The sequence below is a fragment of the Serratia sp. CoH_134_PS_4 genome (genome assembly GCF_058190535.1).
In genome coordinates this window covers 300,772-314,205 of record NZ_JBXWKI010000002.1, presented here as the reverse complement: position 1 = coordinate 314,205, position 13,434 = coordinate 300,772, and the positions used below count along the sequence as shown (strand labels likewise).

General features: G+C 55.4%; 13 protein-coding genes. 7 read left to right on the top strand and 6 right to left on the bottom strand.

Translation table 11 applies throughout. The features are described from left to right. Positions 1-215: 215 nt before the first annotated feature. Both cysK and cysZ read right to left on the bottom strand, forming a co-directional pair. Positions 216-1,184 (bottom strand): cysteine synthase A, encoded by a 969-nt coding sequence (gene cysK, locus AC2FCQ_RS06760; RefSeq protein ID WP_037424010.1) that lies wholly within the window; start codon positions 1,182-1,184, stop codon positions 216-218. Positions 1,185-1,367: 183 nt separating this feature from the next. Beyond that, the gene (cysZ, locus tag AC2FCQ_RS06755; RefSeq protein WP_209638669.1) at positions 1,368-2,129 is read right to left on the bottom strand and encodes a sulfate transporter CysZ; all 762 of its coding nucleotides are present in this window, start codon (positions 2,127-2,129) and stop codon (positions 1,368-1,370) included. A gap of 221 nt (positions 2,130-2,350) precedes the next feature. Here cysZ and zipA point away from each other — a divergent pair, with 221 nt between their 5' ends. The 3 genes from zipA (at position 2,351) to AC2FCQ_RS06740 (ending at position 5,786) form a co-directional block, all read left to right on the top strand. Further along, complete coding sequence (gene zipA, locus AC2FCQ_RS06750; RefSeq protein ID WP_209638671.1) at positions 2,351-3,349, top strand: cell division protein ZipA; 999 nt, start codon at positions 2,351-2,353, stop codon at positions 3,347-3,349. A gap of 200 nt (positions 3,350-3,549) precedes the next feature. Further along, complete coding sequence (gene ligA, locus AC2FCQ_RS06745; RefSeq protein ID WP_490309051.1) at positions 3,550-5,571, top strand: NAD-dependent DNA ligase LigA; 2,022 nt, start codon at positions 3,550-3,552, stop codon at positions 5,569-5,571. Further along, positions 5,571-5,786, top strand: coding sequence for a DUF3820 family protein (locus tag AC2FCQ_RS06740; RefSeq protein WP_209638675.1), 216 nt, complete (start codon positions 5,571-5,573; stop codon positions 5,784-5,786). Before ligA ends, AC2FCQ_RS06740 begins: the two co-directional genes overlap by 1 nt. A 35-nt stretch (positions 5,787-5,821) precedes the next feature. Here AC2FCQ_RS06740 and AC2FCQ_RS06735 read toward each other — a convergent pair whose 3' ends face one another. Continuing rightward, complete coding sequence (locus AC2FCQ_RS06735) at positions 5,822-6,814, bottom strand: bile acid:sodium symporter family protein (RefSeq protein ID WP_209638676.1); 993 nt, start codon at positions 6,812-6,814, stop codon at positions 5,822-5,824. A 96-nt stretch (positions 6,815-6,910) separates the two neighbouring features. Here AC2FCQ_RS06735 and AC2FCQ_RS06730 point away from each other — a divergent pair, with 96 nt between their 5' ends. Next, a complete protein-coding gene (locus tag AC2FCQ_RS06730) occupies positions 6,911-7,831 on the top strand; it encodes a LysR family transcriptional regulator (protein WP_490309052.1) in 921 nt (306 codons plus the stop codon). A 1-nt stretch (position 7,832) separates the two neighbouring features. On the opposite strand, the gene AC2FCQ_RS06725 is transcribed toward AC2FCQ_RS06730, so the two are convergent. Both AC2FCQ_RS06725 and AC2FCQ_RS06720 read right to left on the bottom strand, forming a co-directional pair. Continuing rightward, positions 7,833-8,309, bottom strand: coding sequence for a FlxA-like family protein (locus tag AC2FCQ_RS06725; protein WP_490309053.1), 477 nt, complete (start codon positions 8,307-8,309; stop codon positions 7,833-7,835). Positions 8,310-8,368: 59 nt separating this feature from the next. Further along, entirely contained in the window at positions 8,369-8,917 is a 549-nt protein-coding gene (locus AC2FCQ_RS06720; protein WP_490309054.1) for a nucleotidyltransferase family protein, read from the bottom strand. 211 nt (positions 8,918-9,128) lie between these two features. Here AC2FCQ_RS06720 and AC2FCQ_RS06715 point away from each other — a divergent pair, with 211 nt between their 5' ends. Further along, positions 9,129-10,514 carry an ethanolamine ammonia-lyase subunit EutB gene (locus AC2FCQ_RS06715; protein ID WP_490309055.1) on the top strand — a complete coding sequence of 462 codons (1,386 nt, stop codon included), beginning with the start codon at positions 9,129-9,131 and terminating at the stop codon, positions 10,512-10,514. Next, positions 10,511-11,302, top strand: a complete 792-nt coding sequence (eutC, locus tag AC2FCQ_RS06710; protein WP_490309056.1) for an ethanolamine ammonia-lyase subunit EutC — start codon at positions 10,511-10,513, stop codon at positions 11,300-11,302. Before AC2FCQ_RS06715 ends, eutC begins: the two co-directional genes overlap by 4 nt. Here the strand turns inward: eutC and AC2FCQ_RS06705 are convergent. Then, positions 11,281-12,183: a LysR family transcriptional regulator gene (locus tag AC2FCQ_RS06705; RefSeq protein WP_490309057.1), complete on the bottom strand. Its 903-nt coding sequence runs from the start codon at positions 12,181-12,183 to the stop codon at positions 11,281-11,283. The two genes, eutC and AC2FCQ_RS06705, sit on opposite strands and share 22 nt — an antisense overlap. A 437-nt stretch (positions 12,184-12,620) precedes the next feature. Here AC2FCQ_RS06705 and budA point away from each other — a divergent pair, with 437 nt between their 5' ends. Next, on the top strand, positions 12,621-13,400 hold the full coding sequence (budA, locus tag AC2FCQ_RS06700) for an acetolactate decarboxylase (RefSeq protein WP_265555506.1): 780 nt from the start codon (positions 12,621-12,623) through the stop codon (positions 13,398-13,400). The last annotated feature ends 34 nt before the right edge of the window (positions 13,401-13,434 follow it).

Here is a 13,434-nt window from a genome sequence, read left to right as displayed (position 1 = left end):
CCCATTATGCCGTGTTTAACGCATCACCGACAAACGAGTAAATCGATTCAGCTTAAACAAGGAATGATGAGTGATTAATTTTGCGCACCGAAATAATGCACCGTTAAATACTAAAGCTGGCATGTAAAATCAATCTTTGACTGCTATAAACTTTGATCCAGTCCACAAAAAAGCACCCCGAAAGGTGCTTTTTTAGCGATTTGTGCACAGTGGCACTACTGTTGCAATTCTTGCTCAGTGAACAAATCAGCGAACAGAGCGGTGCTTAAATAGCGCTCGCCGGAGGACGGCAAGATCACCACGATGGTTTTGTCGGCGAATTCAGGTTCTTCGGCCAATTTCACGGCTGCCACCACTGCGGCACCGGAGGAAATGCCCGCCAGAATGCCTTCTTCGTCCATCAAACGGCGCGCCATGCTGATGGCTTCGTCGTTGGTGACTTGTTCGACGCGGTCAACCAACTTGAGATCCAGGTTGCCCGGGATAAAACCTGCACCGATGCCCTGAATCTTATGGGGACCTGGTTTGATCTCTTCACCGGCGAGCGCTTGGGTGATGACCGGTGAGTCGGTAGGCTCCACCGCGACAGTGGTGATTGCCTTGCCTTTGGTATTCTTGATATAGCGGCTGACACCCGTCAGCGTACCGCCGGTACCCACGCCGGAAATGAAAACATCCACTTCGCCATCGGTATCGTCCCAGATTTCTGGGCCGGTAGTTTGTTCATGAATTGCTGGGTTAGCCGGATTGCTGAACTGCTGCAGGATGATGTAGCGGTTCGGATCGGTGGCGACAATTTCTTCCGCCTTGGCGATCGCGCCCTTCATGCCTTTTGCGCCTTCGGTCAACACCAGGTTGGCGCCCAGCGCCTTCAGCAGCTTACGGCGTTCGATGCTCATGGTTTCCGGCATGGTCAGCGTCAGCTTGTAGCCACGCGCCGCGGCGACGAACGCCAGAGCGATACCGGTGTTGCCGCTGGTCGGCTCCACAAGTTCTTTGCCGGCGACCAGGATGCCGCGTTTTTCCGCGTCCCAAATCATATTGGCACCGATGCGGCATTTAACGCTGAAGCTAGGGTTGCGAGATTCAACCTTGGCCAGAATGCGTCCGTTGCCGATACGGTTCAGACGAACCAGCGGCGTATGGCCGATTGTTAATGAGTTATCTTCATATATCTTGCTCATAGCCCGTCCTTTAACTCTATGAAAATGTGGGGAACATCGAAAGCATACGCTAACAGTACCGGCAGGGAAGTAAAGAATTGGTATATCTATATGTTATTAGGAAATAAGTTTTAAGCACAAGGATAAGGGCGCATATTGCGCGCCCTGTCGAAGAATTAATCGTAATGCGGGGCCGAAAATGGCTTAGGAACGTACGAATTGCGTACGATAACGGTCGACCCACATGGCGGTGGCGCCGCAAACCGCGACCGGCAGGATAACCAGATTGAGGATGGGGATCATGGTGAACAGGCTCACCATCGCGCCAAACTGCAGGTTATCGGTTTTATGCTGACGCAGTGCGCTGCGCATATCGGCAAAGCTCACCTTGTGGTTATCGAAAGGGTAGTCGCAATACTGAATTGCCAGCATCCAGGCGCTGAACAGGAACCACAGCACAGGCGCCACGGTTTGGCCAATGCCAGGAATGAAATAAAGAATCAGCAACAATAAGGCGCGTGGCAGATAGTAAGCCAGCTTGCGCCATTCACGCGCCATAATGCGCGGCAGATCTTTCACAATGCCGAAGATACCGGTGTCCGGTAACGGCTTGCCGGTCAGGCTGCCTTCCAACTGTTCGGCTAGCAGGCCACAGAAGGGGGCAGCGATCAGGTTGGTGATGGTGCTGAACAGATAGCTGAACACCAACAGCACGGAAATGACCGCAAGTGGCCACAGCAAATAGCTCAGCCACTGCAGCCAACTGGGAACATGGCTCATCATGCTCGGGATCCAGTCGCCCAGTTGGCTGAACAACCACCAGAAAGCGGACCCCATCAGCAGTACATTGACCAGCAACGGTAATACGACATAGCGTTTAATCCCCGGGCGCGAAATCAGGCGCCAGCCTTCGGCAAAATAATGAAGGCCGTTGGTGGAGTGAGAAGGTGACTGCGAATAGGACATATCTTAAGTTATCTCTTTGTCTGAACAGGCATCGCTATCATATCGGGATGATTTTCTACTGGCTAGGGTGACATTGGCTGAAAAAACAGCAAAAAAAGGCAGTGTAATCATCTTTATTGGCATAAAGTTCAGCACGGACTTGCACTTGTGTGCTCGGGCAAATAGAGTTAAAGAGTGAATGTTTGCCGCGGTGGCAATGTATTGGAACAACAGAGATAGCAATGATGCAGGATTTGCGTCTGATATTAATCGTTGTTGGCGCGATCGCCATAATAGCGTTGTTATTGCACGGTCTTTGGACCAGCCGTAAGGAACGCTCATCGCTTTTCCGCGATCGCCCAGCCAAACGTTCTAAAAAAGAACGTGAACAATCCCCGATCGACGATCTCGATGAAGGCGTGGGAGAGGTGCGTGTACGCTCCGCTCACCCGCAGGATGAGCCGTCCTTTGGTCATTTTGATGCCGCTCGCGAAGAACCCGTGGTTGCGCCCAAGCCTGCTCCAGCGGCTGAGCCAGCACCGCGTGCCGTTCAACCGGCTGCTCATCAGTCTCCGCCACCGCTGTCTCAGCGGCCGGATTATGATGACATCCTGTTGGACAACTACGCGCAGGACGAAGACGATGAGCCGCAGCAGCCTGCGACACGCCGTGAACCGCGCGTTGACGATCTGCCGCCAGTGGCGCATGCAGCAGAACCGGTGTTCCACACCGAGCCTGCTCAGCAGCCGCAGCCGGAAGAGAAGCCAGCGGTGGTGCACGAGCCTCAGCCTGCTCCTGCCGCCATCAAACCGGCAAAACTGAAAGAAACCGTACTGGTGTTGCACGTTACTGCACATCAGGGTGGCGTGATCGGCGGCGAAGTCTTGCTGCAGAGCGTGCTGCAAGCGGGCTTCCAGTTTGGCGAAATGGGCATTTTCCATCGCCATATCAGCCCTGCGGGCAGCGGCCCTGTGCTGTTCAGCCTGGCGAATATGGTTAAACCGGGGTCCTTTGATCCTGAGATGATGTCTGATTTCTCCACGCCAGGCGTGTCGATGTTCATGATGGTGCCGTCTTATGGCGACGCTAATCAGAACTTCAAGCTGATGCTGCAGTCGGCTCAGCGAATCGCCGACGATGTGGGTGGTGTGGTGCTGGACGATGAGCGCCGCATGATGACCCCGCAGAAGCTGGAAACCTACAAAGCGCGCATTCGTGAAGTGTTGGATAACACCGACTGATCGGCTGCTACGCGCACTCAATACCCGTAATCCTAAAGCCCCCGCTAGTCGGGGGTTTTGTTACCCTAAATACGTCGAACTGCATCAAGGCGGCAACGGAGCGAAGCCCAGGGAACTTAGCTAACTAAGTCACGGGTCAGTAAAGGCAGCCCACAAAGATGCAGCTTGAAATATGACGGGGATATCTTTGATGGTGAGCCATGGAATCGATAATCCAACAAATCAATCAACTACGAACCTCCCTGCGCCATCACGAATATCAATATCATGTGCTGGACGCGCCGGAAGTGCCGGATGCGGAATATGATCGCCTGATGCGCGAATTGCGTGAGCTGGAAAGCGCGCACCCGGAGTTGATTACCGCGGATTCGCCCACTCAGCGCGTGGGTGCAGCTCCGCTGGCGGCATTCGATCAGGTCCGTCACGAAGTGCCGATGCTGTCATTGGATAACGTCTTTGACGAAGAAAGCTTCCTGGCGTTTTACAAGCGAGTGCAAGATCGCCTGAAGAGCAGTGACCCACTGACCTTCTGCTGCGAGCTGAAACTGGATGGTCTGGCGGTCAGCTTGTTGTACGAAGAGGGGGAATTGGTTCGTGCGGCCACGCGCGGCGACGGCACCACCGGTGAAAACATTACCTCCAACGTGCGCACCATCCGCGCTATTCCGCTGCGGTTGACCGGCGAGAATATCCCGCGTCGGCTGGAAGTGCGTGGCGAAGTCTTTATGCCGCAAGCGGGTTTTGAGCAGATGAACGAAGAAGCGCGTCGTAAAGACGGCAAGATCTTCGCTAACCCGCGTAACGCAGCCGCCGGATCGATCCGTCAGCTTGATCCACGGATTACCGCCAAGCGCCCGCTGACCTTCTTTTGCTATGGTGTTGGCCTGTTGGAAGGGGGCGAGTTACCGCGTAGCCACTGGCAGCGCCTGATGCAGTTCAAAGACTGGGGTTTACCCGTCAGCGATCGCGCTCAACGTTGCACTGGCAGCGATGAGGTACTGGCGTTTTATCGCCAGGTGGAGCAAGACCGCACGCAACTCGGCTTTGATATCGACGGCGTGGTGGTGAAGATCGACGATATCGATCTGCAAGAAACGCTCGGCTTTGTGGCGCGTGCGCCGCGCTGGGCGACGGCATTTAAATTCCCGGCGCAAGAGCAAATCACCGTGGTGCGTGAGGTGGAGTTCCAGGTGGGACGCACCGGGGCAATTACGCCGGTAGCGCGTCTGGAGCCGGTACTGGTTGCGGGCGTGATTGTCAGCAATGCCACCTTGCACAATGCTGATGAAATTGAACGGCTGGGCCTGCGTATCGGCGACACCGTGATTGTCCGTCGCGCGGGCGACGTGATCCCACAGGTGGTGGGGGTGATGGCCGATCGCCGCCCAGCGGACGCGCGTGAAATTTTGTTCCCACAGCATTGTCCTGTCTGCGGTTCTGACGTCGAACGAGTGGAAGGCGAAGCGGTAGCGCGCTGCACCGGTGGGCTGATCTGCGCCGCACAGCGCAAAGAGTCGCTGAAGCATTTCGTCTCCCGTCGTGCGCTGGACGTCGAAGGCATGGGCGACAAAATCATCGAACAGCTGGTGGAAAAAGAGTACGTCAAGAACCCGGCCGATCTGTTCCGTCTGTCCGCAGGAATTCTGACCGGCCTGGATCGCATGGGGCCAAAGTCGGCGCAGAATCTGGTCAATGCGCTGGAGAAGTCCAAGCAGACTACCTTTGCTCGTTTCCTGTATGCGCTGGGTATTCGTGAAGTTGGCGAGGCGACGGCCGCGAATCTGGCTGCGCACTTCGGTACGCTTGAGAAGCTGTTTGCCGCCGATATTGAGGCGTTGAAAGAGGTGCCGGATGTCGGTGACGTGGTGGCGAAGCACACGCGCCATTTCCTTGACGAAGCGCTTAACCAGCAGGTGATCCAGGAACTGGTCAGCGACGAAATTGGCATTAACTGGCCAGCCCCGGTGGTGATCGTCGCTGAAGAGATCGACAGCCCATTTGCCGGTAAAACAGTGGTGCTTACGGGTTCGCTTAGCCAGCTTTCACGCGATGAAGCCAAAGATCGCCTGACGGCGCTGGGCGCGAAAGTCAGCGGCAGCGTATCGAAGAAAACCGATCTGGTGATTGCCGGTGAAGCCGCCGGTTCCAAACTGGTGAAGGCACAGGAACTGGGTATTGAGGTCATCGACGAAGCGGAAATGATCCGCCTGCTGGGTGCCTGATGGAAAAAGAGAACCTGATCGAAATTGCCAATACCGTGATGCCGTTCGGCAAGTATCAGGGAAGGGTGTTGATTGACTTGCCTGAAGAATATCTGCTGTGGTTCGCCCGCAAAGGGGAGTTCCCCAACGGCAAACTGGGCATGCTGATGGAAATGACGTTGGCGATTAAAATCGAAGGGCTCGACAACCTGGTCAAGCCGCTGAAGAAAAGCTGAGTTGCCGGGCGCGGTGTCTTGCCGCGCCCATTTCATTATCCCCGTGCCGTTTCTGCGTTTGGCACCGCCTGTTTTTCCTGCTGTTTCTTCTGATAGCGCCGTGCCAGTACTGCGCAGGTCATCAACTGCACCTGATGGAACACCATCAGCGGTAGCACCATAATCCCAACGGTCGCGGCCGGGAACAGGATATTGGCCATCGGGATGCCGTTTGCCAGGCTTTTCTTCGAACCGCAAAACACAATGGTGATCTCATCGGCTTTGCTAAAGCCCAGCCAGCGCGCCATGTAGGTGTTGACCACTAACACAATCGTCAACAATACCAGACTGCCCACTACAATAAACACCAGCGACCCAATGCCGACCTGATGCCAGATACCGTGTGTAACTGCCTCGCTAAAAGCGGCATAGACGACCAGCAGAATCGACGTCTGGTCGGTTTTGCCGATCAACTTGCGGTTACGTTCAATCCATTTGCCAATGAGCGGCCGTGACAGGTGGCCAGCGACAAAGGGCACCAGCAGTTGCAGCACAATGGAGCCGACCTGTTGAAGGCTGCCGGTTTCACCGTGGACATTCATCAATAGCCCGACCAGCAGGGGAGAAACGAATATTCCCAGCAGGCTCGAAGCCGAAGCGCTGCACACCGCAGCAGCAACGTTGCCACCTGCCAGCGACGTAAATGCAATGGCCGATTGCACGGTGGCAGGCAGGATGCACAGGTAAATAAAACCGGAATACAATTCAGGGCTGACGTTGACCGGTGACCACCATTTGAACAGCACACCGAGCACCGGGAAAATAATAAAGGTGCTGAACATCACCCACAGATGCAGCCGCCAGTTATTGCTACCGGCCAAAATGGCTTCGCGCGACAGTTTGGCACCGTGCATAAAGAACAGCAGAGCGATGGCGGCGATGGTCAGGGCGTTCAGCCAACCGACAAACTCGCCGCGTGCCGGCAGAAATGAAGCCAACAGCACGGTGGCGATCAGCGTCAGAGTAAAGCGATCGGGCAGAAATCTCATGGTGGCGCACTCGGGAAAGAAATCGATGCACGCATTGTCGCGCGGCGAGATATAATAATTAAATTGATTTATTTAATTCATTTATGAATAAAAAACATGAATTACTCGATTAAGCAGCTCAAAGTGTTTGTGGCCATTGCGCGGCATCGCAGTTTCAGCCGGGCGGGTGAGGCGATTGGCTTGACGCAGTCGGCGGTCAGCCATAGCGTGAAAGAGTTAGAGGCGGAGATAGGCGTGCGCTTGCTCGATCGCACGACGCGTGAAGTGCTGCTGACCGATGCCGGACAGCGTCTGGCAAACCGCGTAGAGCGCTTACTCGATGAGTTACAATCGTCATTGCTTGATGCACGCAGCTTTGGTGTGCAGCGCAGCGGTACGGTACGCGTCGCATCGAGCCAGACTATTTCCGCACATCTGATGCCGCAATGTATCGCTGCGGGTGAAAAGAAATATCCGGATATTCGCATTATGCTGCGTGACCAGGCACAACAGCAGGTGCTTCACAGCATTCGAAACGCTGAAGTGGATTTCGGTATTGTGGTTGATCCGGTGCAGGCGATTGACCTTGATTGCGAGCCGATTCTGTACGAACCCTTTCTGTTACTGTGCCGTAATGATCACCCGTTTGCCAGCCAACCTGAAGTCCATTGGTCGGCGCTGACCGGTAGCCGCCTGGTATTGCAGGATTATGCTTCCGGTAGCCGGCCACTGATTGACAGCGCACTGCGCCAGCAAGAGGTGGACGCCACGGTGGTGCAAGAGATTGGCCACCCAGCGACGCTGTTCCCGATGGTGGCGGCGGGCATAGGTATCAGCATTTTCCCGGCGCTGGCGTTACCGTTGCCGGAAGGCGGCCAGCTAAAAGTGCGTCGATTGGTGCCGGAAATCAACCGCGCATTGATGTTGGTGCGGCGCAAAAACCGCTCGCTGACACCCGCCGCGGAAGTCATCTGGCAGGTGGTCGGGCAGCAGGCGGCGTTATTGCAACAGCAGCGCGGCCAACAGGCAGATTACTGAGTCAGATATACACGTCCACCGCGTTGTGCGCGGTTGGGCGGTTAATACCATCGCCTTTAGCGGGGGAAACACCGCCAGCAGCCTTGGCCATTTGCGCAGCTTGCTGCTTTTCCATCTCTTCTCTTTGAATTCGTGCGATCTCGGCTTGCAGCATTTTAATCAACGCCTGGATCTGCTGTTTTTGTTTTTCGATCTCTTTGGGATCGGCGTCTGAGTCTTTCAGATCCACCAGCTTCTGTTGCAGATCCTGAATCTGTTTATTCAACACCTTGATGCGTGCCGAGGCGTTGCTGTCGGTGATTTTTACCCGGTCGTTAATCCCACCTTCCTTGGCTTCCTTCATTTTGCCGCCTTCCGGTTGCTGGTTGACCGGTTTGGCCATCAGCAACTGACCTTCGTTACCCGGGGCGCTAAAAACCTTGCTGACACCGGGTATGGTGTTTTTCACTGGGACAATCATGGTGATATTGGTCGACATATTGCTCTCCCTGCGTCTTGATGTGGCTGTTCAGGGTATCGGCCGTGCGCGGTAAAACTTTACCCACGAATTTGTCGCAGACGCGGCCAGTGTTGCAACCAGCCCTTGCTTGCCACACGCTGTTCATAGGTGTCGAGGTTGCCGTTTTTGGTATTGAAGGTGATGGTGTCATCAAACAACCCATCGAGGCCGAATGGCGCGACCAATGTAATGCTGTCGTCGGCATTCAGGCGTGCGCCAACCGCCGTTTCTCTCTCGGTCCAAAAGCTGATGGCCTCTTCGCTGTTGAGATAAGGGGCTCGGCCGCTGCGTAAGTGCATACGCGCCTGGTTCTTGACCGACCACGGCTGTGGCATCCACTCCTGCAGCCGTAGTTCCAGCATTTGGTCACGCTCTGCCTCTGGCCGCTGCGGATCAAAATGAATCACATCGATGTCGTTGAGCGGTGTCGGTGTGGCGTACCCATGTAACTGGTCCCACACCAGATTACGCACAAAGCCAGCGCCCAGGCACCAGTCATTCAGACCGAGTCGCCGCGCGGTACGCAATGCGGCCATTCTTCCACTATCTTGCTGTAACCACTGGATAATTTTCTGTTGCCGGTTCATTACCTCTCCTTTGTTGCGGCTACTTTAACCCGAAGCGCCTGCGGGCGGAATGCCGTGCATGATTTTAGTGCATCGGTTCTGGGGGAGGAGTGGTATCGAGAGAGGCTAATCGGATGATTTCCGGTACAAAATAATTTCGACTGTGGACTGACTACACTTGGTACAGGGTTTGCAACTTTAGCTGTGTCATCAGGGCAGAACAGGGGGTGCAATGTATCAGACAACGCTTAGCCGGCGCAGCTACCGCTTTAGTGATTTACGTCAGTTGATGGCCAAGGCATCGCCGGCTCGTTCCGGCGACTGTCTGGCGGAGGTGGCGGCGGACAGCGCAGAGGAGCGTATGGCGGCGCGCATAGCCTTGGCGGATGTGCCGCTGAAGGCTTTTCTCCAGCAGGTGCTGGTGCCGTATGAGCACGATGAGGTCACGCGGCTGATCATCGACAGCCACGATGCCCAGGCCTTTACATCAATTTCTCATCTGACCGTGGGGGATTTCCGTGACTGGCTGCTGAGTGAACAGGCAGATAGCGCGATGTTGGCGCGGGTGGCTCCAGGCATCACGCCGGAAATGGCGGCAGCAGTGAGCAAACTGATGCGCAATCAGGATCTGATTTTGGTGGCGAAGAAGTGCCGGGTCGTCACGCGCTTCCGCAACACCATCGGTCTTCCTGGCCACCTCAGCGTGCGGTTACAGCCGAATCACCCAACCGACAGTTTGCAGGGTATTGCAGCCAGTATGCTTGATGGCCTGCTGTATGGCAGTGGTGATGCGGTGGTCGGCATTAACCCCGCCAGCGACAGCTTGCCGTTATTGGAAAAGTTGAACTACATGTTGGACGACGTCATTCAACGTTTCGCTATTCCTACCCAATCTTGCGTGCTGACGCATGTAACCAATACGCTACGTTTGATGGAGCGCGGTGCTCCGGTGGATTTGGTGTTCCAGTCTATCGCTGGCACTGAAGCGGCCAATAGCGGCTTTGGCATTAATCTGGCGTTGCTGGCGGAGGCTCAGCAGGCGGCACTGAGCCTCAATCGCGGTACCCTAGGCAATAACGTCATGTACTTCGAAACCGGACAAGGCAGCTGTTTATCCTCCGATGCCCACCATGGCGTCGATCAGCAAACCTGCGAGGCGCGCGCCTACGCGGTAGCACGGCATTTCTCCCCGTTGTTGATCAATACCGTGGTGGGTTTTATCGGCCCGGAGTATTTGTTTGACGGTAAACAGATTATCCGCGCCGGGCTGGAAGATCACTTTTGTGGCAAGTTGCTTGGCCTGCCGCTGGGTTGTGATGTGTGTTACACCAATCACGCCGAGGCGGATCAGGACGACATGGACACGTTGCTGACGCTGTTGGCTACGGCCGGGTTGACCTTCTTGATAGGTGTACCGGGCGCGGATGACATTATGCTCAATTATCAAAGCACCTCATTCCACGACGCGTTGTACATCCGTGAACTGCTGGGGTTGAAGCACGCGCCGGAATTCGCCGACTGGCTAACGAAAATGCATATCACCGACGAACAGGGACGATTGCGCGACACCGCCGCTAATCACCCGCTGTTGCTGGGGTTACAAGGAGAACGGGGATGAGCAAACCTGTCCACGTCAACAGTTGGGACGCGCTGCGCGCCTTTACCGATGCACGTATTGCACTGGGGCGCACGGGGTCCAGCTTACCGACCCAGGAGTTACTTAAATTTGGCTTGGCGCATGCGCAGGCGCGCGATGCGGTACATCAACCCTTCGACAGCGATACGCTGGCGGAGGCGATACAACAACAAGGCTGGCAAACGTTGACGGTGCACAGCCAGGCCGCCGATCGCACCGCGTATCTCAGCCGGCCAGATTTGGGGTGCAGGTTGGCGTCGGACAGCCGCAATCTGTTGCTGGGCTTAATGGACAAGGCTGCGGATGTCTTGCTGGTGGTTGCCGACGGTTTGTCCTCCAAAGCGGTACATCGTCAGGCGCTACCCGTGTTACAGGCATTGCGGCCTTATCTCGAACAGTTATCACTTTCGGTGGCGCCCGTGGTTTTGGCGCACCAGTCCCGGGTCGCGCTTGGGGATGATATTGGTGAGTGTTTACGGGCCAAGGCGGTCGTGATGTTGATCGGCGAACGACCGGGGTTATCATCACCGGACAGTCTGGGGATCTACCTCACCTGGGGACCGAACACCCAGCGGCGTGAATCGGAACGTAATTGCATTTCCAACATACGCCCTGAGGGGCTGGATTACCCGCAGGCGGCGTTCAAACTGGCATGGCTGCTGGAACAGGCGTTTCAGCGCCGATTGACCGGAATAGAACTGAAAGACGAAAGCGATAACCCGGCGCTGTATGGCCGAATATCCCCCCTTCATTCCCAGCTGGGTGGCTGACCGATGCTTTGCTTCAGTAAGGTAATGAACAGGTTCAATCGGACTGACATTTTTGCTACGGGCCGCAGCAGGTAAATCCCTTGCTGCTCCTGACGCGGATCTTCCAGTACCTGCACCAATCGACCGGCCTGAATCTCCGGTCCGACGACCCAATTGGGTAAGAAAGCGATCCCCATGCCCATCAGCGCCGCCTGATGTTGAGCGGTGAAGTCGTCGCAACGCAGTACCATACTGCATCGGCTCATGAGCGGAACACTGAGAATTTGTGCCCAGCAGGCGGGCTGCTGTTTGTGGTAGCGGGCAATCAGCCGATGCTCAGGTAACGCGTTAAGGTCGGCCGGTTGGCCGTAGCGAACGAGGTAGTCGGGACTGGCGCACATCACCCAGCGTTGGGTCGCTATCCGGCTGGCGTACAGCCCACTGTCTTTTTGTTCGCCGATGCGAATGGCGGCATCCAAAAGCTCTTGTGTCGGGTCGGTTTGACGCTCGGTTAAATCCAGATCAACAAATAACTGCGGGTAGCGTTCAGCCAGAGTCGGTAACAGCGGCAAAATGTATGTCTTTCCAAAGGTCGGCAAACAACTGATACGTAAGGTGCCCTGCGGCATATCACTTAACGATGCCAGTTCGGCACGAATATCGGTGATCTCTGCCAGCAGCGTGGCCGCTCTGGCCTGGAGCATTTCTCCGGCGTCCGTCAGCATCAGACCGCGTGTTGAACGGATAAACACCGTGGCGCCTAGCGCGCTTTCCAGCGCATCAACATGGCGAACCAGTGAAGAGGGCACCATTCCCAACTTGCGGGCAGCGGCGGAGAAGCTGCCTTGCAGGGCGACCTCAAGAAAGATGGGGAGATGTTCGACATACCGTGCGTCATTCATCTTTGCATTATATGCAAAAGCGTTTCTTATGAATACCAGGTTCTCCGTTTACCCTATTGCAGCTACTCTTTTTGAGGGCTTACGGCAGGCCAGAATTGGCTGTGATCCCACCGCTCAGAGAGAAAATGCATAAAACGTGCGGTTCTAAGAACGTTAGATAACAGAGTTTTCTCAGGCTCCAGCGTGTGCCTGTGACATTGATGACTGCTTCAACACCAGATAAACCGTTCAATTTGACACTCTATTTACCAACAATGATTAGTGAATCTAAACCGTTGTTGATGTTGAGTGTCGCCGGCCAGCCGTGCCGGTTTTTTTGTCGCCATGAGCTGAATCGTTCCAACCGAGCGGGCTACAGGCGACATCTTTGCTCACCCTCATGTGAGCATTTTTGAACGCGCGGGGTATTTCACCCCGTGCTGGTGGAGGAGTAGGTTATGAACGAAAACCACGGCTGTTCCTGTGCGCAGCATTTGGCGCAGGGGTTTGCCAGGCAGTCGCTGAGCGTTGGGGAGGGCGAGATTTATCAAATCTCGCTGATGAGCGCGTTAATCAGCGGCGTTTACGAAGGGGAGACCACCATTGCCGAATTGCTCAGGCACGGTAACTTCGGCCTGGGGACTTTCAATCACCTTGACGGTGAGCTGATCGCCTTCGACAAGGAAATTCACCAGTTACGCGCCGACGGTAGCGCGCGGCCGGCCAGCTTGCAGCAGAAAACCCCGTTTGCCGTTGTCACCTTTTTCCAACCGAGCGTCACCCAACACTTTGACAGTCCGATCACCAAGGCACAGCTGCACCAGTGTATCGACGAGCAAGTTGCGTCACCAAACCTGTTCTGTGCAGTGCGTGTTGACGGTGAGTTCAGCCATGTGGAAACCCGCACGGTGCCTCGTCAGGAACGCCCCTATCGCCCAATGTTAGAAGCGATCGAGGAGCAGCCTACATTTGCCTTCCATCAGCGGCAGGGCACGTTAGTTGGCTTCCGTTCGCCTGATTATATGCAGGGCGTTGGGGTTGCTGGCTATCACGAACATTTTATCACCGACGATCGTAACGGTGGTGGTCACGTACTGGATTACCAGCTTGACCACGGCCGGCTGCAATTTGGCGTGATCACCCGTCTCAATCTTCAGTTGCCGCATGATGCGGATTTTCTGCGTGCCGACCTCTGTCCAGAGGATTTGGATCGCGCGATTCGTTCTGCCGAGGGTTAATTCCGCGACAGTCTTGGGTTTATTTTCAGGAGGT

Bases quoted from the DNA above. Each gene is read 5' to 3' on its own strand.
- AC2FCQ_RS06715 (WP_490309055.1), top strand. From the start codon at position 9,129: ATGTATCAGACAACGCTTAGCCGGCGCAGCTACCGCTTTAGTGATTTA.
- AC2FCQ_RS06730 (WP_490309052.1), top strand. From the start codon at position 6,911: ATGAATTACTCGATTAAGCAGCTCAAAGTGTTTGTGGCCATTGCGCGG.
- AC2FCQ_RS06705 (WP_490309057.1), bottom strand. From the start codon at position 12,183: ATGAATGACGCACGGTATGTCGAACATCTCCCCATCTTTCTTGAGGTC.
- cysZ (WP_209638669.1), bottom strand. From the start codon at position 2,129: ATGTCCTATTCGCAGTCACCTTCTCACTCCACCAACGGCCTTCATTAT.
- budA (WP_265555506.1), top strand. From the start codon at position 12,621: ATGAACGAAAACCACGGCTGTTCCTGTGCGCAGCATTTGGCGCAGGGG.
- cysK (WP_037424010.1), bottom strand. From the start codon at position 1,184: ATGAGCAAGATATATGAAGATAACTCATTAACAATCGGCCATACGCCG.
- ligA (WP_490309051.1), top strand. From the start codon at position 3,550: ATGGAATCGATAATCCAACAAATCAATCAACTACGAACCTCCCTGCGC.
- AC2FCQ_RS06720 (WP_490309054.1), bottom strand. From the start codon at position 8,917: ATGAACCGGCAACAGAAAATTATCCAGTGGTTACAGCAAGATAGTGGA.
- AC2FCQ_RS06725 (WP_490309053.1), bottom strand. From the start codon at position 8,309: ATGTCGACCAATATCACCATGATTGTCCCAGTGAAAAACACCATACCC.
- eutC (WP_490309056.1), top strand. From the start codon at position 10,511: ATGAGCAAACCTGTCCACGTCAACAGTTGGGACGCGCTGCGCGCCTTT.
- zipA (WP_209638671.1), top strand. From the start codon at position 2,351: ATGATGCAGGATTTGCGTCTGATATTAATCGTTGTTGGCGCGATCGCC.
- AC2FCQ_RS06735 (WP_209638676.1), bottom strand. From the start codon at position 6,814: ATGAGATTTCTGCCCGATCGCTTTACTCTGACGCTGATCGCCACCGTG.
- AC2FCQ_RS06740 (WP_209638675.1), top strand. From the start codon at position 5,571: ATGGAAAAAGAGAACCTGATCGAAATTGCCAATACCGTGATGCCGTTC.